This is a genomic window from Pseudomonas sp. GL-B-12 (assembly GCF_019955895.1).
Classification (GTDB): Bacteria; Pseudomonadota; Gammaproteobacteria; order Pseudomonadales; family Pseudomonadaceae; genus Aquipseudomonas.
The window spans coordinates 156,698-175,560 of record NZ_JAHBCX010000001.1; the positions used below are offsets into that span (position 1 = coordinate 156,698).

21 protein-coding genes and 1 pseudogene are annotated in these 18,863 nt (G+C 58.5%); 4 read left to right on the forward strand and 18 right to left on the reverse strand.

Annotated features, from left to right (window positions below):
• Positions 1 to 157: 157 nt before the first annotated feature.
• Both KGA85_RS00635 and KGA85_RS00640 read right to left on the reverse strand, forming a co-directional pair.
• On the reverse strand, positions 158 to 874 hold the full coding sequence (locus KGA85_RS00635) for a DUF4225 domain-containing protein (RefSeq protein ID WP_223457675.1): 717 nt from the start codon (positions 872 to 874) through the stop codon (positions 158 to 160).
• Entirely contained in the window at positions 867 to 1,367 is a 501-nt protein-coding gene (locus KGA85_RS00640) for an Hcp family type VI secretion system effector (RefSeq protein ID WP_223457673.1), read from the reverse strand. Before KGA85_RS00640 ends, KGA85_RS00635 begins: the two co-directional genes overlap by 8 nt.
• A 338-nt stretch (positions 1,368 to 1,705) precedes the next feature.
• Here KGA85_RS00640 and KGA85_RS00645 point away from each other — a divergent pair.
• Positions 1,706 to 1,862 (forward strand): annotated as a pseudogene (locus tag KGA85_RS00645) (beta-ketoacyl-ACP synthase); the annotation flags it as partial.
• A 64-nt stretch (positions 1,863 to 1,926) separates the two neighbouring features.
• Here the strand turns inward: KGA85_RS00645 and KGA85_RS00650 are convergent.
• From KGA85_RS00650 to KGA85_RS00660, 3 genes are all read right to left on the reverse strand, one after another.
• The gene (locus tag KGA85_RS00650; RefSeq protein WP_160390608.1) at positions 1,927 to 2,166 is read right to left on the reverse strand and encodes a DNA-binding protein; all 240 of its coding nucleotides are present in this window, start codon (positions 2,164 to 2,166) and stop codon (positions 1,927 to 1,929) included.
• A gap of 66 nt (positions 2,167 to 2,232) precedes the next feature.
• The gene (locus tag KGA85_RS00655) at positions 2,233 to 2,487 is read right to left on the reverse strand and encodes a DUF6124 family protein (RefSeq protein ID WP_223457671.1); all 255 of its coding nucleotides are present in this window, start codon (positions 2,485 to 2,487) and stop codon (positions 2,233 to 2,235) included.
• Between the two features lie 483 nt (positions 2,488 to 2,970).
• Positions 2,971 to 3,873, reverse strand: a complete 903-nt coding sequence (locus KGA85_RS00660; protein WP_223457669.1) for a LysR family transcriptional regulator — start codon at positions 3,871 to 3,873, stop codon at positions 2,971 to 2,973.
• Between the two features lie 150 nt (positions 3,874 to 4,023).
• On the opposite strand from KGA85_RS00660, the gene KGA85_RS00665 reads away from it, so the two are divergent.
• The 3 genes from KGA85_RS00665 (at position 4,024) to KGA85_RS00675 (ending at position 7,259) form a co-directional block, all read left to right on the forward strand.
• Entirely contained in the window at positions 4,024 to 5,268 is a 1,245-nt protein-coding gene (locus KGA85_RS00665; RefSeq protein ID WP_411741738.1) for an MFS transporter, read from the forward strand.
• Positions 5,269 to 5,346: 78 nt separating this feature from the next.
• Entirely contained in the window at positions 5,347 to 6,618 is a 1,272-nt protein-coding gene (locus tag KGA85_RS00670; protein ID WP_223457662.1) for an AAA family ATPase, read from the forward strand.
• A complete protein-coding gene (locus KGA85_RS00675; RefSeq protein ID WP_223457660.1) occupies positions 6,615 to 7,259 on the forward strand; it encodes a retron system putative HNH endonuclease in 645 nt (214 codons plus the stop codon). Before KGA85_RS00670 ends, KGA85_RS00675 begins: the two co-directional genes overlap by 4 nt.
• Before the next feature lie 62 nt (positions 7,260 to 7,321).
• On the opposite strand, the gene gspM is transcribed toward KGA85_RS00675, so the two are convergent.
• From gspM to KGA85_RS00740, 13 genes are all read right to left on the reverse strand, one after another.
• Positions 7,322 to 7,753 carry a type II secretion system protein GspM gene (gene gspM / locus KGA85_RS00680; RefSeq protein WP_223542831.1) on the reverse strand — a complete coding sequence of 144 codons (432 nt, stop codon included), beginning with the start codon at positions 7,751 to 7,753 and terminating at the stop codon, positions 7,322 to 7,324.
• The gene (gene gspL, locus KGA85_RS00685; protein ID WP_223457656.1) at positions 7,750 to 8,856 is read right to left on the reverse strand and encodes a type II secretion system protein GspL; all 1,107 of its coding nucleotides are present in this window, start codon (positions 8,854 to 8,856) and stop codon (positions 7,750 to 7,752) included. Before gspL ends, gspM begins: the two co-directional genes overlap by 4 nt.
• Entirely contained in the window at positions 8,853 to 9,704 is an 852-nt protein-coding gene (locus tag KGA85_RS00690) for a type II secretion system protein GspK (protein ID WP_223457654.1), read from the reverse strand. The genes gspL and KGA85_RS00690 overlap by 4 nt, the downstream gene beginning before the upstream one ends.
• Positions 9,701 to 10,243: a type II secretion system protein GspJ gene (locus KGA85_RS00695; RefSeq protein ID WP_223457652.1), complete on the reverse strand. Its 543-nt coding sequence runs from the start codon at positions 10,241 to 10,243 to the stop codon at positions 9,701 to 9,703. The genes KGA85_RS00690 and KGA85_RS00695 overlap by 4 nt, the downstream gene beginning before the upstream one ends.
• Entirely contained in the window at positions 10,236 to 10,619 is a 384-nt protein-coding gene (gene gspI, locus KGA85_RS00700; RefSeq protein WP_223457650.1) for a type II secretion system minor pseudopilin GspI, read from the reverse strand. The genes KGA85_RS00695 and gspI overlap by 8 nt, the downstream gene beginning before the upstream one ends.
• Positions 10,612 to 11,079: a type II secretion system minor pseudopilin GspH gene (gspH, locus tag KGA85_RS00705; RefSeq protein ID WP_223457648.1), complete on the reverse strand. Its 468-nt coding sequence runs from the start codon at positions 11,077 to 11,079 to the stop codon at positions 10,612 to 10,614. The genes gspI and gspH overlap by 8 nt, the downstream gene beginning before the upstream one ends.
• Positions 11,080 to 11,082: 3 nt before the next feature.
• Positions 11,083 to 11,538, reverse strand: a complete 456-nt coding sequence (gspG, locus tag KGA85_RS00710) for a type II secretion system major pseudopilin GspG (RefSeq protein ID WP_223457646.1) — start codon at positions 11,536 to 11,538, stop codon at positions 11,083 to 11,085.
• Positions 11,539 to 11,541: 3 nt separating this feature from the next.
• Complete coding sequence (gene gspF, locus KGA85_RS00715) at positions 11,542 to 12,750, reverse strand: type II secretion system inner membrane protein GspF (protein WP_223457644.1); 1,209 nt, start codon at positions 12,748 to 12,750, stop codon at positions 11,542 to 11,544.
• A 3-nt stretch (positions 12,751 to 12,753) separates the two neighbouring features.
• Entirely contained in the window at positions 12,754 to 14,226 is a 1,473-nt protein-coding gene (gspE, locus tag KGA85_RS00720) for a type II secretion system ATPase GspE (RefSeq protein ID WP_223457642.1), read from the reverse strand.
• 4 nt (positions 14,227 to 14,230) lie between these two features.
• Positions 14,231 to 16,147, reverse strand: a complete 1,917-nt coding sequence (gspD, locus tag KGA85_RS00725; protein ID WP_223457640.1) for a type II secretion system secretin GspD — start codon at positions 16,145 to 16,147, stop codon at positions 14,231 to 14,233.
• Positions 16,148 to 16,155: 8 nt separating this feature from the next.
• On the reverse strand, positions 16,156 to 16,710 hold the full coding sequence (locus tag KGA85_RS00730) for a type II secretion system protein N (protein WP_317848687.1): 555 nt from the start codon (positions 16,708 to 16,710) through the stop codon (positions 16,156 to 16,158).
• Positions 16,711 to 16,768: 58 nt separating this feature from the next.
• Positions 16,769 to 18,235, reverse strand: coding sequence for an N-acetylglucosamine-binding protein GbpA (gene gbpA, locus KGA85_RS00735; protein WP_223542832.1), 1,467 nt, complete (start codon positions 18,233 to 18,235; stop codon positions 16,769 to 16,771).
• A 323-nt stretch (positions 18,236 to 18,558) separates the two neighbouring features.
• A partial coding sequence (locus KGA85_RS00740) for a group II intron maturase-specific domain-containing protein (protein ID WP_223542833.1) occupies positions 18,559 to 18,863 on the reverse strand: 305 nt, incomplete at its 5' end.

The following is an 18,863-nucleotide window of genomic DNA, read 5'->3' on the forward strand; positions in this document are numbered from 1 at the left end:
CTGCTCCATGGGATACACAATGATTATTGTGTGGGGAATAACAAAAATATTTCCCTTAAATGGCACTACTTATTGGATTGTCAATGGCATTGTGTTCACTATCATTGTTACCGCGAGTTTGCGCTTTTATATTCCCAGACTTCGTAAGATTTGGTAGTCACCGTCGCTCCTCACGCCATTTGCTTTCCATTTCCGACCCGTCCTTTGAAACCAAAGAATTAATTGTAATTGAATCAACTAGCGCCTCAAAAAACAAAGCCAACTTACCAGATTGCTGGTAGGCCGACTCGTAATTCAGTGGATCTCGCCTGAAAAGCTGTACAGAATCCACCTTGCGTACTGGCCGCATCATACCGCCAGCAGACAAAATCAAGTCGATGGTTCCATATGCTACATCCCCCTTATAATCATCCCCCATAAATGATGCATAGGCGCGCCTAGTAGGTCCCCGTACTGTTTGGGCGGCAGGACCGTTATAAATATTCATCCCGCCTTCGTAAATATTATTAACTCCATGCGCGACGAAAAATGCACCGAGCGGTGCTGCCAATCCATATGAAGCCCCCGTAATGGCAACTCCTACTTCAACCTGCATGGCACCTGCAACAACCCCAACTCCGTTTTGAGCATAAAAAAGAGCCTTGGAAGCAAGATCGGCATGTTCTCTCCTTATCTCTTGCACACCATCCCAAGCACTTATTACCCCGTCATTCACATCCTTTATAATTTCATTCACATAATTAGATATGATTGCGCCAAACTGAAGCTGAGTCGTGCCATCATAGAAATTCGTAGCGCCAACCGTACACCCTAATGCAACTAGATCAGAAGCTGCTTTGGCTACATCATTTACATCACATGGCTGATCACTCATATTTGTTGTCCCAAGAGCTATAGGCACTTGTACTTGCTTTGTGATGCACCCAGGCAATTTCCCGATACCTGATGGCCACAAGTTCCTGTGGCTGCGCGTCACCCATATGAATAGCATGCGGCACCTGAACACTTATATTGGCAACACGTCCACCACTTAGCGTTACAGTAAAATATTTTTCGTGACCACCAACTGGTGAAGTGCGGTAGAAATTGATTTTACACTCAATTTCTTCGCCTTCATGAAGAGCACTAGCTAATAACGGCGTAGATTTATCAATGTTTTTTGTAAGGATGACCGGCATATGTTTCCCACGGCCACCAAAAGTGCTTCCATCATTACCGGCTGCCATATTATGAGAGTAAGCCAGCACCATAATTTCGTCTTCATGGCTGGCCTGACATTTATTCCCAATAGAGTCCTGACTGGAACAGCCAGCAGAAATCAAACCTTGTTTTTTCCCGGTGATAGTCATATAGCTGAGATTTGCCATGCCCTTCACTCCTTTGAGTCAGCCGCACATCCTCTTACAAGAATTTAAAGCAGCCACTCCTAAAAAATAGACAAATATGTCACACACCCAAGCTCTAAACATTGCCGACATAGGGATCAGCCGTCAAACAAATCGTGCCTATAGCCAGTGCACCCCTATAACTTTCAGACAACCCCCACACCATCAAGAGAACATTCCTACAGCAAGCTCCTAAGTTAATTTAATTGCACAGACAAACAACTCCCTCATTAATAAAAATCAACTGTTACGTAAGAAATTTACCTATACACCACTTAGATAGAATTTATAGAAAATACCTGCGCTCCTACGATTAAGGGCGCGGCGGTCTGGTGATCGGTAAGGTGGCGGCATTCCGGTGCTCGAAGAACTGGAACACGCATTGGTGCAGGCGCCCGTATCCAAGCCGAGCTCGTCGGACTCGGCAGCAATGCCGACGGCCAGTACACTCTCCGCCCGAAACTGATTTGCAAGCGCTGAATGTAAGGCCAGAAACGCCAAAGAGCGCCTTTCGGCGCTCCTTAATAAACAGGTCGGCTTGTCATCGCCCTTTACCTGCCTGGCTCTGTGATGGCTGGTTGCCCAGGATCCTCAGAGTCTCACAAGCTCCTTTCGGAAACGTTGGGTTTGATTCACGAGCACGCGCAATTGTCGCAAGTGCCTTGAAGACGAATTCTGGATCCTCTTCCCCTACTTCCAAACAAGCTTTCAGATAATCAGCCAAGTCCTCTTCGGTCTTTAGGTATTCGGCGGAATCCCAACGGCGAAATTGGCTTGTCATGATCTACTCCGCGTTGCTCAATTTAATTTGATCGTAACCCCGAATTGGAAAATTCAATTGGGTGGTTCAAGGTGGATCGAGGTTATCCAACACCCGATTCACCGCCAGCTCCCCCAACATGATCGACTGTTGAATCCCCAACAATGTATTGCTCTGCGCTCCGTTCAGATTCCTCGCGAAATCGCTCGCCATGACATTGGCTGATGCCAGCGACACACAGGCGTATTCCAGCAGGGTGTGGTTATCGATATCGGGGGCGATCAAGAAGATATTGCTGGGTTCGCGTGGAGTGTCCGGCGTTTCTTTTGCTTTTTTGGTCATGATTCAGCGCCCAGAAAAGTGGAGCCGACACCGTGTCGCTACGAATCAAAAGGGTGGCAGCTGTACGCAGGTTAGCAGACCGGGTCTTCACCAAACCGGCGCGCCCGAAGGCGCCCTGCGCACAGCTACCGTCAAGGGCAGGTACAGGCATACCTGCCTATCAGGAGCGCAAATGCACTTAGCGAAAACACGGGCTGCTAAACCCGATCACTGACGATCAGTGACACGGATCAAGCTACCGATGACCCTCAAAGCGCACAAGCCGGCGGATTCTGGAGTAGTTGAAGGCAACGTCGCAAGGCGCTGTAGCCCATCCGGGGTAGTTCAGAAATGTCCCACGGGCGGCGGCGAAAACTCTGATTTGTAGGAGCGAGCCCGCTCGCGATGGTCGCCAACGATGGCGCGTGCTTCCTGGGTGAACGTGGCGTTTTTTAGTCCATCGCGAGCAGGCTCGCTCCTACAGGGAATATTGTGTTCACACCGTCACTGCTTCAGTGGTTCTACTTTACGCGTCAACAAATCCACAAACGCCTTGGCCATCGCCGATTTCTGATCCTTGCGTTGCACCAGCCACACCGCCGACACCGCCGCCGGATCGAGCAACGGCCGATAGACCACACCATCAATACGCATCCGCTGATAAGACGCCGGCATCACCGACACACCCAGCCCCGCTGCGACCAGGCCGATGATGGTCATCGCCTCGCCTGCCTCTTGTGCGAAATGCGGAGTGAAGCCGGCATCCCGGGCCAAGCTGAGCAGTTGCGCATACAGGCCGCTGCCGTAGCTGCGCGGGAAAAACACAAAGGGCTCAAGCGCCAGGGCTGACAGAAACAAGCCCTCCTCGCTGCCTTCTACCAACGGGTGCTTGGAGCTGAGCACCGCGACCAGCGGCTCGCGCATCAACTCGACCACGCTGAGGCAGTCCGGCAGCCCGAGCGGGCGCATGATGCCGACTTCAATCGACTCGTCCACCAGCGCATCGGCCACCTGGGTGCTGCTCATTTCCCGCAGGTTCAGGTGCACCGCCGGGAAGCGCTGGCGGAAAGAGAAAATCGCCTGGGGAATGGTCGAGTTGAAGGGTGCCGACGAGGTGAAGCCGATTTTCAGCTCACCCAACTCACCCAGTTGCGCCCGTCGCGCGACATCTGCCGCTTTGTCGACCTGCGCCAGCACCAACCGCGCCTCTTGCAGAAACAGCCGACCGGCCTCGCTCAGCTCGACCCGACGATTGGTACGCTCGAACAGCCGTGCGCCGACTTCCTGTTCCAGCGCTTGAATCTGCTGGCTCAGCGGTGGCTGGGAGATGCCCAGCACCTGTGCGGCGCGGCCGAAGTGCAGTTCTTCGGCAACGGCGATGAAGTAGCGCAGATGACGCAATTCCATGGAAACCCCATTAGGTCGTAAAAGCTATCAAACAGGTCGAACAATATATTGGATTGAATCATTAGCCAGCTATATGCTTTTTTCATTGCCTGACCGGCTGCGCCCTCCGAGGTCCCCGTGAAAACTGCTGTCGCCCCACTCGCCCATGAAGTGTCACCTTCAGCGCCGGACGCTATCGCCGCTGAGCTGGCGGAGATCTACATCGAAAAAGGCACCCCGGCGTTCATGCGCACAGTGCTCGCATTGTTCTGCGGTGGCTTCGCGACTTTCGCCCTGCTCTACTGCGTGCAGCCGATGATGCCGCTGCTGTCCCACGAGTATTCCATCAACGCGGCGCAAAGCAGCCTGATCCTGTCTATCGCCACCGGCATGCTTGCCATCGGCCTGCTGATCACCGGGCCGATTTCCGACCGTATCGGGCGTAAACCGGTGATGGTGGCCGCACTGTTCGCCGCTGCGCTGTGCACCATGGCCAGTGCGATGATGCCGAGCTGGCACGGTGTGCTGCTGATGCGTGCGCTGATCGGATTGTCGTTGAGCGGCCTGGCTGCGGTTGCGATGACTTACTTGAGCGAAGAGATCCACCCACAGCACATCGGCCTCGCCATGGGTTTGTACATCGGTGGCAACGCGATTGGCGGGATGAGCGGGCGCTTGATCACCGGGGTATTGATCGACTTCGTTAGCTGGCACACGGCGATGCTGGTGATCGGTGGCCTGGCCCTGATTGCCGCGGCGGTGTTCTGGAAAATCCTCCCCGAATCGCGCAACTTCCGCGCCCGCTCGCTGCACCCGCGCAGCCTGCTCGACGGTTTCACCATGCACTTTCGCGACGCCGGCCTGCCGCTGCTGTTTCTGGAAGCCTTTGTGTTGATGGGCGCGTTCGTCACGCTGTTCAACTACATCGGCTATCGCCTGCTGGCCGCGCCGTACCATATGGAACAGGCCTTCGTCGGCTTGCTGTCGGTGGTGTACCTGTCGGGCATCTACAGCTCAGCGAAAATCGGCTCGCTAGCCGACAGACTCGGTCGCCGCAAAGTACTCTGGAGCACCATCGCGCTGATGATCGGTGGTCTCGCCCTGACGATGTTTACGCCATTGCCGCTGGTGATCATCGGCATGCTGATCTTTACCTTCGGCTTCTTTGGCGCCCACTCGGTGGCCAGCAGCTGGATCGGCCGCCGCGCCACCAGGGCCAAGGGGCAAGCATCGTCCTTGTACCTGTTCAGCTACTACGCCGGGGGGAGCATCGCCGGTACGGCGGGTGGCGTGTTCTGGCACCTGGGCGGCTGGAACGGCATCGGGTTGTTCATCGGCACGCTGCTGGTGATTGCACTGCTGGTCGCGTTGAAGCTGGCGAAGTTGCCGTTGTTGCCGGGTACAGCGAAGGTTTAGCCACAACTGCACCCTAGCGGTAATCGCGAGCCAAGGTACACTGACGGCATTCGTCAGTCTTGGTAAAGGGAAGCCAGAATGCGCCTGGACCGTCTCCACATTCAGAATTTTCGTTGTTACGAAGATGCCACTTTCGACTTCCAGCCGGGTTTCAATCTGGTGGTGGGGGTTAATGGGAGCGGGAAGACTTCATTGTTGCAGGCTGCGGCCGTTTCGTTCATTGAATATGCGAATTCGATAAAACTACAGCCCATCGGCTTAGACCTGAACGACGTGCGCTTTGTCATCAACAAATTTGAAAGTCGTAGCCGCTTCGAAAGAAAGTTCCCGCTTCTGCTTGCAGCTCAGGGAGATATTTTAGGAGTCAATAAATGGGAAACCACTCAAGCGGGTGAGCATCTCCCACCTTTGGTAGATCTTGAGTTAATGCTTGCAACAGATAAAGAGCTCGCAAAGTTCGATCTCGGAGAAAGTGTCGAGCTACCCGTTCTCGCTTTCTATCGATCCAATCGTCAATGGAAAGGCGCAAATATTTCGGCCGAGTTTGCGGCACAGCAAAAAATCTCCCGCTTGGACGGATACACGAATTGGTTTGATGCAGTTACCGACTTAAAAGACTTCGAAAGTTGGCTGATCGGCAAGACGCTCGAACGCATGCAAAGTTTGCTGGATTCAAAAACGGCAATACCGACATTCGATGACGAACTGACGTTGGTCAATCAAGCAATCGGGATAGCTCTGCCGAATGCAAAAAACCTTCGTTACGACCTCAGGCTTCAAAGCCTATTGATAGATGTTGAAGGAGGCATAACCATTCCCTTCAACAACCTTAGTGACGGCCAGCGAGGCATGGTCGCCCTCTTCGCAGACATCGCCCGCCGCATGTGCATCCTCAACCCTCACATGGGCAAGGATGTCCTGAAAAACACTTCAGGCGTAGTCATCATCGACGAACTGGACATCCATCTTCACCCAGCCTGGCAACGCAACATCGTGCCTGCGCTGAAACAAGCTTTCCCGAAAGTCCAATTCATCGCCGCCAGCCACTCCCCTCAAATCATCGGCAGCCTCCAGCCCGAAGAAGTCATCATTCTGCACAACGGCGATCCGTCCCACCCACGGGTCACCTACGGTCTGGACTCCAGCAGCGTGCTGGAGGAAGTGATGGGGGTTACCCAACGCGAACCCGAAATTGAAAAATTGCTCTCGGAACTGTTTTCAACACTGGAAGACAACGACCTGAAGAAAGCCAAGGCGCAACTCAAGGCACTGAAGTTGAGAGCCCCTGATCTTCCGGAATTCGCTGGCGCAGAGGCGCTGATCAGGCGCAAGGAGATCCTCGGCAAATGAAACGAGTGCTCAAAGGAATTGAACCCGCTTCATTTACAAGATGGAAAAGCTCGGCAAACGAAGAGTGGAGTCCTACTTATCCAACACTGCAAAATCCGCAAAAGCGTGATTTGCACAACAGTTTACTGCAAGAACAAGGCTTCTTCTGTTGCTACTGCGGTAGAGAGATAGATGCTGCCAGCAGTCATATCGAACACTTCAGGCCTCAAGAACACTATGAGGAATTGGCATTGGAGTACCATAACCTCCACGCCTCTTGCCTGCGAGAGACAACACCTGGCAATCCATTGCACTGCGGTCATCGCAAAAGCAACTGGTTTGACGAAGCGCAGCATATCTCACCGATGGATGAGCATTGCGAACACCGTTTCCGTTATCTGCAGACCGGCGAAATTCAAGCAACCGAGCGGGACGATCTGCCGGCAACGAAAATGATTGAAGTACTGGCACTCGATATTGCCTACCTCAACAATCGCCGACAGAGCACAATCCGTGGTTTATTCGATGACGAGTTCATCACACAGGCCAGTGAGGAAGACCTTGTCCGCCTCGTTGCTGCTATTCGTTCTAACAGTATCCTTGAGCAAAAAGCTTTCGATCACGTGATCGTTCGCTACGCCGAACAGCTCATTGGACACTGAAAATCTGCACAATGAAAAACGCCCAGCATAAGCCGGGTGTTTTTCATTGAACGGTAGTGCAACTACTTGAGCACCACCCTCGCCTCCAGGGCATCGTCACGCTTCTCCAGTGTCAGGGTTTGCAACGCGACTCCATCGCGCTCGATCCCATCGATCCACTGCATCAAGGGCTGCGCATTGCCATTGAGGGTGACGCGCAGCAGATCGCTGTCGCTCTCCATCTGACGGATTTCCAGCCCTGCCGCCGTGGCGCTTTCGCTGATGCGCAGCGATAGCGGTTTTTCGCTGTCGACGGGGACGTGGCTGCGCGGTAATGCCCGCTGCAGTTGCGCGGCCAGCCCCGCCTGCTGTTGATACTGTCGCTCGACTGTTTCCAGCCGCTGCCGGGTTGGTTGCCAGATCAGGCTGAAAGCCACAACCGCCAACAAAAAAGCCCCCGAGACTTGCAACAGCCGTTGTTCGCGCGCGGAAATGCGCCGCCATGCCTGCTTCATGCTTCGTCCTCCACGGTGAGGGTGGCGTGCACCCGGTCAGCGGCTTTGTTCGCGCTGTCGAGCCGGACGGGCATGCCTTGTTGTCGTCCGCGTTCCCGCAACTGCTCCAGCTCGGTAAAGCCACTGGCGGTCAGCTGGATTTTCCAGCCTTCGCCGGCTCGATACTCGATGCGCTGGACCTCGACCGGACTGGCGCCAATCACCTGCTCAATCAACTGGACCAGCCCGGCAATGCGGGTGTTTTGCGAATCCACAGGCTGGCTTTGCAGGGCCTTGAGTTGCGCTGCCATATCGACGATGCGGCTTTGCTCCGGGTAAAGCGCCTTGAATCGCTGTTCATTTTGGGTGGTCAGGCGGCGGGCTTCGCTGTCGAGGAAGCGGATCCGCGTCTCGCTGGCACCCCAGGTCAACAGCGCCAGCATCAACAGCGCCCACCCGCCGGCACGCCAGGGCAGACGCTTGCCCCGTGGGGCGAACGCACCTTGCCGCAGGTTGATGGCCCGGGTTGGACGGCGGGTCAGGCATTGGTCGATGACAGCGGGGTCCTCACGGTCGTCCAGCCATTGCATGTCCTTGGGTAATAACGGGGCGAGCAGCGCCAGGTGGTCTTGCGACAATGCCAGGCGCGCCGACAGACCGCCACCCAACAACCAGCGACCGAACCACCATGTGCCGCACGGCTGATCGCCGGACAACACATCGGCATCGACGAACACCCCGCGCACCTCAATACCCGCCTCGTGCAGCAAGTCGAGCACGGCGGCCAACCGTTCGCGGCCAATGACCATGACTGGGTAGCAGCCGTCACGATCACGAGCGCCAACGCTCAGATGCACCCTCTCCAGCGCTTCACTCAGTTGATCTTCCACGGCGAAGGCCATGGCCTGGGTCTCGGGCCTGCGTCGCGACGGCCATGGCTCGCTGCGAACCCAACTGCACATTTCCATGGGCAGTAGCACATCGACCGCTTGCCCCTGCAATGCCGAGGCCACCTGATTCAGTGGCATCGGCTGGCGTTGACCGGTTTGTGACCACAGGACGCAAGGCCAAAGGCTCGATGGCGCGTCCTGGCCTTCGGCGGTCAGGTAAAGCCAAGTGTTCATCGCGGTCTCTCGTGGCTATTCGTGGGAAGAAAACGTCGTTGCAGCACCGTCAGCTGTCGAGTTTTGGGGTCGTGCCCGACATCCGTGGCCAGGTGCAGTTCGCGCCCGCCCCGGGTCACCTGCACCCTTATCCGATACCAGCGGCTTTGGGTACCAAGTCCGTGATTGCTCAGGCCTTGCCCGGAGAGCAACGGGTCCTGCGTAAACGCCTGGACGCTCGCCCAGGGCGTTGTTGCCGCCTGACGCGCCAGCACATCGGCGGTCGCGGCGTCCACTTCGCCGAGCGTTCTCAACAGCAGCGCCGGTGCGGTGTTGATGTTCAAGGCGGCGTCGGTGGGCAACAGCGCCACCCAGGGCTCCAGCCGCCGCAGCAGGCGAACGTCAATGTCAGGCAGCAAGCGCAGCTGGCTAAGTTCCTGCAACGGCCCGACCTGACTCAGTTGCAGAGGAGGCAGATCGAGCAGCTCAAGCAGGCGCGCCCACCGGTCGAGGGTGACCTGATCCACCTGCCCCTGGCGTAACAACGCATTGAGATTGAAGCGCCCGGCGAGGTCATCGATATCGATTCGGATCTGCGCATCTTCAACCTCGAAACCCGCTGCCATGGCTGTCCAGCCTTGAATCCGCTCGACGGGTTTTTTCGCGTCCTGCAACGCGTCGCGCAACAGCAACAACGCCCAGGTTTCCCCGCCCAATGCGAGTTGCCGCAGCTGTATCTGCTGTAACTGTTGCCCACTGCTTTGCAGCGAAAGGTGATGGCTGCGCAACACGCCACCAATGATCAGCAGTGCCAGGCTCATGACCAGCAATACACTGATCAACGCAATGCCGCGTTGGCGCCCATTCACGGCAATGCACCCGGCATCGGCAACACCCGACGAATCGATTCGAAGCGCCCGACAGACACTTGCACTTCCAGCGCCATGGGCGCCTTCGCGCCCTGCCCGGCCGGCCAATGAGCAACCCAGCCGGACTGACTGTCGAACAGACGCCAGCCCAATTCGCGAATGTCTTCGAGCAGTTTTTGCCGCTGCACGAACTCCGTACCTTCACCCTGGCTTTCGCGCCACAGCACGCCGCCGTCGAGTCGATAGGTCAGCGTCTGGCGCTCACTGCGCGGCTGGTCCAGAGGATTGCGCCAGTGACTGCGCTGGAACTGCAAAAGCGGCGGTGCGAGCACCATCGGCTGTGCGGTGACGTGCAGCAGATCCCGCTCGATCACCGCCACCGCTCGTTGCAGGTTCCTCAGCTCTCGCTCGTGGGCCGTCGTGCCCTGTTGCACTCGCAGCACGCTATCGAACAAGCCCCAACTGGCCAGCCCCAGCACGGCGAAGATGGCCATGGCGATGACCAGCTCCAGCAAGGTGAATCCGCGCTGCTTATTCATGAACCGCGAGTATCCAGCCGCTGGCACGATGCACGGCGTGCGCACTGTTCGCCGGGCTGACCTGAATGTCGACCTGGAGCAAACGCGGATCGCGGGTGGCGCTGATGTGCTGATGCAGCACCCAGTCACGCTGATCCATCGACACGACCTGTTGCTGCTGGCCGGCCGCCAAACCGGGTTGCAGGCGCAACTCGTTCAACCGGTTGTCCGCCAGCCATGCCGCGAACAGGCGAGTCTCAACGGCGCCGCGCTGCTTCACCGCGTATTGACTGGCCGACAGCACGGCTGCCGCCAGTGTCGCGAAGACCGCCAGGGCCACCATGATCTCCAGCAGCGTGAAGCCGTCCATGGACGACAATGATGGCCGGCTAGTCATCGATCGCCACCTCGCCGATGCCATCGCCGGACAGGCTCAGCCAGGTCCTGTTGCCGGACTCGAATGTCAGCGTGAAGGCACTGGTTTCATCGTTGCTGAGCAACAGCAACTGCGGTGGTCCTTCTTCAGCGTCCGGCTCTACCGCATAGCCGTCCTGCTGAAAACGTACTCGCACGTTCCGGGGCCAGCGAGAAAGCGCCGCCACCGGCTCCCACCCGCGCACTTCCAGACGCATCGCCCGGTAGCCATCGGTACTCAGCCTTAGGCCGTACTCTTGACCTTCGAACACGGCGCGCTGACGCAACTGATGGATCACCTGCATCATCGCCTCGGCTTCCTGCTTCACCTCACGCGCCGGACTGCCCCCACCGGCAAGTCTCACCATGCCCAGCAAAACGCCGACCAGTACAATCACGATCATCAATTCCAGCAAGGTAAACCCCCGGCAGCGGTAGCCCACGGATCAATGCCCCCAATTGCCGATTTCGGCTGCAAACCCTTCGCCGCCCGCTACGCCATCGGCGCCCAGGGAATACAGATCGTAAGTGCCGTCTACCGATCGCACACCCGGATTGATGTACTGATAAGGCGTGTTCCACGGGTCGACCGGCATGCTCTTGAGGTAACCCTGAGGGTTCCAGCCCCGTGCCGCGGGCAGTCCGGATGGACGTTTGACCAACGCTTCCAGGCCTTGCTGGGTCGAAGGGTAATGGGCGTTGTCGAGGCGATACATTTCCAGGGCAGTGGCGATGGCCTGGATATCGATTCTGGCGGCGGTGACCTTGGCTTGATCGGGGCGGCTCATGAACTGCGGCACCACAATGGCCCCCAGCACGCCGATGATGACCACCACCACCATGATTTCGATCAGGGTAAAACCGCGTTGCGCACGGGAAAGGTTTTTGCGGACAGGTTGCATGGATCAATTCACCAATTGGTTGAGGCTGAGAATCGGCAGCAGGATGGCCATGACGATCAGCAGCACGACGCCGCCCATCAGTACAAGCATCGCTGGCTCGAAGAGGCTCACCACCAGCGCAATGCGCGCGGCGAGGCTGCTTTCCTGTTGTTCGGCGGCCCGGGCCAGCATGCGGTCGAGTTCACCGGCACGTTCGCCGCTGGCGATCATGTGCAGCATCATCGGCGGGATGTCCCCGCTCAGTTCCAGGCCACGGGTCAGCGTTCCGCCTTCACGGACCGAGCGGGCGACATCGACCATCCGCGCGCGGATGGTCAGGTTGCCGATGACCGCGGCGGCAATTTCCAGGGCATCCACCAAGGGCACGGCACTTTTGCCGAGGATTGCCAGGGTGCTGGCAAACCGCGCGGCTTCCATGGCACGCAGCACTTCACCGATGACTGGCGCATTCAGCACCCAACGATGCCAGCGCAAACGCCACTGCGGCCGCTGCCAGCTCCAGCGCCACAGGCCGAACAGCGTCGCCAGTACGCTCATCAACAACAGGAAATGGTCGCGCAGGCCGTTACTCACGCCGATCAGCGCCTGGGTCAGCCAGGGCAACGGCTGGCCGCTGTCGACGAAGATCTTCACCACATCCGGCACCACATAACCGAGCAGAAAACCGACGATCGCCACACTGGCCAACATCAGGATCAACGGATACACCAGAGCCATCTGGATCTTTTGCCGCGAGGCCTGGCGGGCCTGGGTGTAGGCCGCCAGTTGCTCCAGCACTTGGCCCAGATGCCCCGAGCGTTCTCCAGCGGCCACGGTGGCGCGGAACAACTCGGGGAAGGCCCGTGGAAATTGCCCCAGTGCCGAGGCCAGGGCGTGGCCTTCCATGACCCGGCTCCTGACCGCCGAGAGCAAACCCGCAACCTTGCGCTTTGAGCTCTGCTTCGCCACCGCATCGAGCGCTTCTTCCAGGGGCAGTCCGGCCTGAACCAGCGTTGACAGTTGCAACGTCAACAGCGCCAGATCAGCAGCACTCAGGCGTCCACCTCGCGACTGCTGGCCCGCACCGCCGCCGACCCTCACCTCGATCAAGACACGTGGCCACAATCCACGCTCACGCAACAACTGTCGCCCATGGCGGGGTCCATCGGCCTCCAATCGTCCCCTGCAGGATCGTCCCTGGGCGTCGTGGGCGCGGTAGTCGAAGGTCGGCACCGGTCAGTTCTCCTGGGTCACACGCAGCAACTCATCGAGGCTGGTCAATCCGTCCAGCACCCGCTGGCGCCCGTCCTGGAACAGGCTGCGCGAGACCTTGCGCGTTTCGTCGACGAGGATTTGCTCGCGGGCGCCCTGATGGATCAGCGCCGAGACGGCGGGTGTCACGCTGATCAGTTCGTAAATGCCGACGCGTCCGCGATAGCCGTGCTGGCACTGTTCACAGCCCGAGGCCTTGAACAGGGTGTGCGGCGTGCTCGTGTCGAGCCCCAGGCGCTGGCAGGCCGCTGCGTCGGCGAGGTACGAAACCTTGCAATGGGGGCACAAGGTGCGCAGCAGGCGCTGGGCCAGAATACCCACCAGCGAGGACGCCAGCAGATAGGCATCGACGCCCATGTCCACAAGCCGCGTGACTGCGCCGGCCGCGCTGTTGGTGTGCAGGGTCGAGAGCACCAGATGCCCGGTCAAAGACGCCTGGACAGCGATCTCGGCGGTTTCGCGGTCACGGATTTCGCCAACCATCACCACGTCCGGATCCTGGCGCAAAATCGCCCGCAGACCTCGGGCGAAGGTCATGTCGACCTTCGGATTGACCGGCATCTGGCCGACACCCGGCAGGTGATACTCGATCGGGTCTTCGACCGTCAGGATGTTGCGGGTCTGGTCATTCAGGCTGCTCAGCGCGGCGTACAGGCTGGTGGTCTTGCCGGAACCGGTCGGCCCGGTCACCAACAGGATGCCGTGGGGTTTGCCCAACAACTGGCGCAGGGCCGCCAGGGTGTCGTCCGGCATGCCCAGCCGTTGCAGATCCAGGCGTCCGGCCTGCTTGTCGAGCAGGCGCAGCACCACGCGTTCGCCATGGGCCGAAGGCAGCGTCGAGACCCGCACATCCACTTCATGCCCGGCCAGGCGCAAGGCCATTCGCCCATCCTGGGGCACGCGTTTTTCCGCGATGTCCAGACGCGCCATGACCTTGATCCGCGACACCAGCAGCGTCGCCAGTTCGCGCTTGGGCCTGAGCATTTCACGCAGTTGACCATCCACCCGCATGCGCACCGACAGGTACTGCTCGAAGGTTTCCAGGTGCACATCCGAGGCGTGCTCACGCACCGCTTCACCGAGCAGCGCGTTGATCAGGCGAATGATCGGTGCGTCGCCCTGTTGCTCCAGCAGGTCGGCGGTTTGCGGGACCTGATCGACCAGGCTGAGCAAGTCCAGTTCTTCGTCCAGCCCTTGGGCAACTTGCTCCACCGCACTGTGCCCCTCGCGATAGGCCGCTGCCAGACGCGAGGCGTACTCATCGACCCCGACGATCTGAAACGGCAATGCCCGCCCGCACACCCGGCGCGCTTCCGCCAATGCGGTGAGCGGCGCATCGCTACGCAGGGCAAGGCGCAAGTCGTCGCCGTCATGCTCCAGCAACACGCCAAAACGCCGGGCGAAGCCGAAGGGCAATTGCTCGCAGAGTTCGCTCATGGATTTACTGCGCCTTGCTGCGCAAATCGAACACTGGCGCATCGCTGGCCGGTTCAAACAACCCGCGCGCCTCGGATGGCAGCAACAACGAATTGTTTTCCCCCGCCCCTGATTTGCTCAAGTCACGCAGCGCGTTGTAACGCTGCTGGCTGACCTGGGACAGATCTTCCTTGCTGCGCACGATGGTCGGGCGCAAGAACACCATCAGGTTGCTTTTGGTCTGGGTGTCGCGGCTCCAGCGAAACATCGCGCCGAGGTAGGGAATGTCACGCAGCAGCGGCACGCCGCTTTTCTGGGTGCGCACGCTGTCCCTGATCAGGCCGCCGATCACGATGATTTCGCCATCGTCGGCGAGGATGGTGCTTTTGAGCGCTCGCTTGTTGGTGATCAGGTCCGAGGAATCGATGCCCGACACCGACGGTGCGATGTCCGACACTTCCTGCTCGACCTCCAGGCGCAACGTCGAGCCTTCGTTGATGTAAGGCTTGATCTTCAGGCTGATGCCAACGTCCTTGCGCTCGACGGTGGTGAACGGATTCTCCGCGCCGTTGCTGTTGGTGGCGTAGGAACCGGTCTTGAACGGCACGTTCTGGCCAACGATGATCTCGGCTTCCTGATTGTCCAGGGTCAACAGGCTTGGCGTGGACAGCAGGTTGCTGTGGGTGTTGCTGGCCAGGGCCGAAATCAGCGCGCCGAAGCGGTCACTGCCCAGTTGCAGGATCGCCCCTTCCGGCGCCGATCTTTTCTCGTCGAACTTCAGCCCGCCGACGATCGGAATGTCGGTGCCGGGAAAGTTGATGAAGCCCTTGGCGTCCCCCGTGTTGAGATTCCACTGCACACCGACGGCCTCGGCGATGTCGCCGGAAATTTCGACGATGGCGGCATGGATCAACACCTGGGCTCGTGGCTGGTCCAGCTGACGCACGATGTTTTCGATGGTCCGCACCTGCGCCGGCTCGGCGATCAGCACCAGCGCGTTCTGGCTTTCGTCGGCCTTGATCATGAAGGTTGCACCACCAGACGTGTCCTTGGCGCTGCCGGCGGCGGATGTCTGCTTTCTGCCCTGCCCCATCGACTCCAGAATCTCGGCCAACTGCTTGGCATCGCTGTGACGCAGGCGAATCACCCGGGCATTGTCGAGCGTTGTGGTGGCCGGCGTATCGAGACCTCGGGCCAGTTCGATCAAGCGCTGGCGAACGACCGGCGGGCCGATGAAAATCAGGCGATTGGTCCTGGTGTCGGCCAGTACCTGTATGGCTGACTCGGCATTGCGCTTGCCCATGGACGCCTCGATCACCGGCGCGACATCGCCCGCCTGGGCATGCTTGAGCTGAACCACCGCGTGCAGGTTGTTCTGACCGGAGTCCAGCTCGCGTATCACCCGGGCGATACGCTTCACATTGGCAGCCGTATCGGTCAGCACCAAGGCGTTGGCCGACACCGAAGGGCCGACATAACCATTGGCAGACACCAACGGTCGCACCAGCCCGGCAATATCGGAGGCACTGCTGGTGTTCAAGCCGATGACTTCGGTCACGAACTGCGACGCCGTGGTGGTTTTCACCGTGCCCTGGCCGGCCCGGGTCTTGGCCTCGGCAACCGGGGTGATGAGGATCCGGTCGCCCTCATCGATCACCGTGAAGTTGTGGGCGTCGAGCACCGAATAGAACAACCGACGCACCCCTTCACGATCGAGGGCCTGCCGGGACATGACCGTGACTCGACCGGAGACTTTTGGGTCCAGCACCACGGTGGTCCCGAGAATGTTGGAAATCTCTTCGACGATGTCGCGCAGCTCTGCGTTGTTCATCGCCAGCTGCCATTTTTCTTCGGCGCGAAGCGTGCCCGAAAAGGCTGCAGCCGCCAAAACGGCAAGCAGAAACATGGAGCGCAACCAATGCACACCGACAAAGCTGTTCATGAAATTCATCACTCTGGTTGCCCGGAGAGCGGGCGTAAAAAACGCGTGGTCGTGTTAACCGGTTGAGAATCGACGGATGATTCGAGTCCCTTCAGAAAACGTGCGCCAGAAGGCACGAGCGTTAGCAGCTCTTCTCGCCCCTTGTTCCACAGTGCAACCTGGTGGGTCTCGATACGACGCAGGACGCTGCCGCCAGGCAAGCGCTCACCCACCTGATAGAGACGAGAGCCTTGTGCATTGGCCAGCAGTGCCTTGGATAATCCGTTGCTGACAAAGCTCGCTTGCAAAGTCAGCGGCTCGGCGCTGGGCTGCGGTGTGGTCTCCGTCGTCAGGCCGAACACGATGGCAATCGATGCTGTTTCGAGCGGCTCACGTACAGGCACCGTCACCAGGGTTGCAATGTCGGACGACGGTGAAGCCAGATGCTCGCGAAATTCCTTTTCCTGCCACGCCAGAAACACTGCACCGCCCACTGGCAACGCGAGCCAACAAACGCTGCTCAGGCACGCCCGAAAGCGTTGTACGGAGAAATTCGAAACCTTCATTTTCAATTCGGTACTCAACAGAGGCGCCTGGCCTCAGGCGACCTTTTTGAGGTCGCCTGAGGCCAGTTGCGAGGACTTACAACTTGTCCCACGCCATGTGCCAGTGAGCACCGCTACCCGGTTCGAAGCCGTTGGCGGATGGGCTGTACTGCTTGCAATAACCCGACTGGGGGAATGGCTTGCACTCAAAGACTTCGTTGGTCTTCGGTTGCAACACCTTGGTGCCGGCGGTGTAGCCGCTGAGGCCTTCTGGGAACACGAAGTCGTATTCGATACCGGCGCCTTCACCAGTCAGTTGAGTGGTCTGGGTGTCCTGACGGGTCGTGCGGCCATCCAGGGTGGTGCCGACCAGGGTCAGAGTGTGCGCGCCCGGGTTGCTGCTCACATCCATGGACAGCGAGGTGGAGCCACTGGCCACTTGTGTAGAGGTGGCGCCTACCGGTTTGTTGTTCTGGTCGAGCAAGGTGGCTTCGACGTTCATCGCACGGTTCGCAATCATGCTGAACTCGACCTTCGCCCGGCCTTTATCCAGAACGTATTCGGCTTGCTGCGAGGCTACCGTCATGCGCGCAGCGGTGTCTTCCTTCATGTCCAGTTGCACTTCGTAGCGGACTACCCCGCTTTCTTTTTGTGCGTAGAGGCTGTTGGTGCCTTTGACCGGCTCGACATTGCCACTCTCGTCGCGGATACCGGCGCGAACAAGGGTGTGGGTCTGGTTGATTTTTTCGGCCAGCTTGAACGACCAGTTTTGCGGCGTGCCGTCTTCAGCGTTATCGATGCTGATTTCGACGCTGTAGTCCGGGCTCTCGCCATTGGCGGTGAACGCGCGGGCCTTGACCTTGTCGCCCACCAGCAACGCAGTCGAAGGAGCAATGCTGCCTACGGAGGACCAGCCGCCAGGCAGCTCAGGCTCCGCCAGGATGTTCAGATCCGTAGCGTTGTAGAACGCGGCATCGGTATCGCCCACGGTCCAGATGGCCAGGACGACGTGATGGCCAGACTTGTCTGTCGGAATGCTGCAGTTGTGCTTGTCGCTGGACTCCGGACGCTGATTGTCGCCGTTGATGGTGCAGAACGGCGTTCTTTCAAAGGTGGCGCGCTTGAGCGACTCATTCGGGTTCCAGCCGTTGCGGGTGATGAAATACTCGTGCTTGGTCGCTGGGTGAACCGCTGTGTAATGCCATTTGAAATCGATGTTGCGGTCCTTGATTTCCGTCAAGTGCCAGCGGGTGGCGGACTGTGCGTCCATGGCAGAGAACAGCGAGTGACCACCGCTGGCGATCTTGCCATCGACCGGCCCCTGCAAGGGAGCACCGCCGACGCCTGCCGGAAAGCCTTTGAAGGTTTCACCGACACTCTGCGGCTCGTACTGGGCGCCACCGCAGTTGGTGTTCAAACCTTTCTGGCAAGCCAGCGCACGCGAAGGCGGCACTTCCAGATAGCCATGGGCGGAAACGGTTTGAGAGGCCAGCATTGCCGATAACAGGATCATCGATGAAGTGCAGGCCGTTAAAGCACTTCTTTTATCAAATGTAATTTTCATGACGTATTCCAGACTGCTTATCGAAAACAACGCACCTTGCAGGCAGCGATGTTCCCTTCGTTATTGTTCAGAATTGCGCTGAACAGGGGTCTGGAACCTTACGGGGATGACGAAGAGTTCTATGTAGGAGTAATCATCGAACCAGGAGGGAATAGTCTGCCCCTTCGGTTTTCCCACAAAGAAAGGAAACACTCTTACAGGAGGAAACGCTTTATCCGGCCGTGTTTCTGTAGGAATCGGCATAGGGGACGGCCTTCATAGGCCGTACCCCTGCCACACCACCCGGCATGCGGGTCCGCACCGGGCGGTTCGAGAGATTGAGGTTATGAGAGTCGCACCAGACCCAGCCTGTCGAACCACGCCACATCCAGCACTCGATTGAGCTCAAAGCGGCTGTTACGCCACCAACTATAAGAGTTGGCCGCCACTTTCCGGGCCGTTTGGCTGCTGGCTCCCAACGCCCGCAGTTCACGGTAGATCGTCGGACCACGCCTCCATTGTTTAAGCTGGATCGCTCGCAATCGGTGCCGCATCCACTCGTCCAGCTCTCGCCAGATTCTCGGCGTTTGTGACAACCCAAAGTAAGTTTTCCAGCCCAGAAGATAAGGGCGTAGATTCTCGACAACTT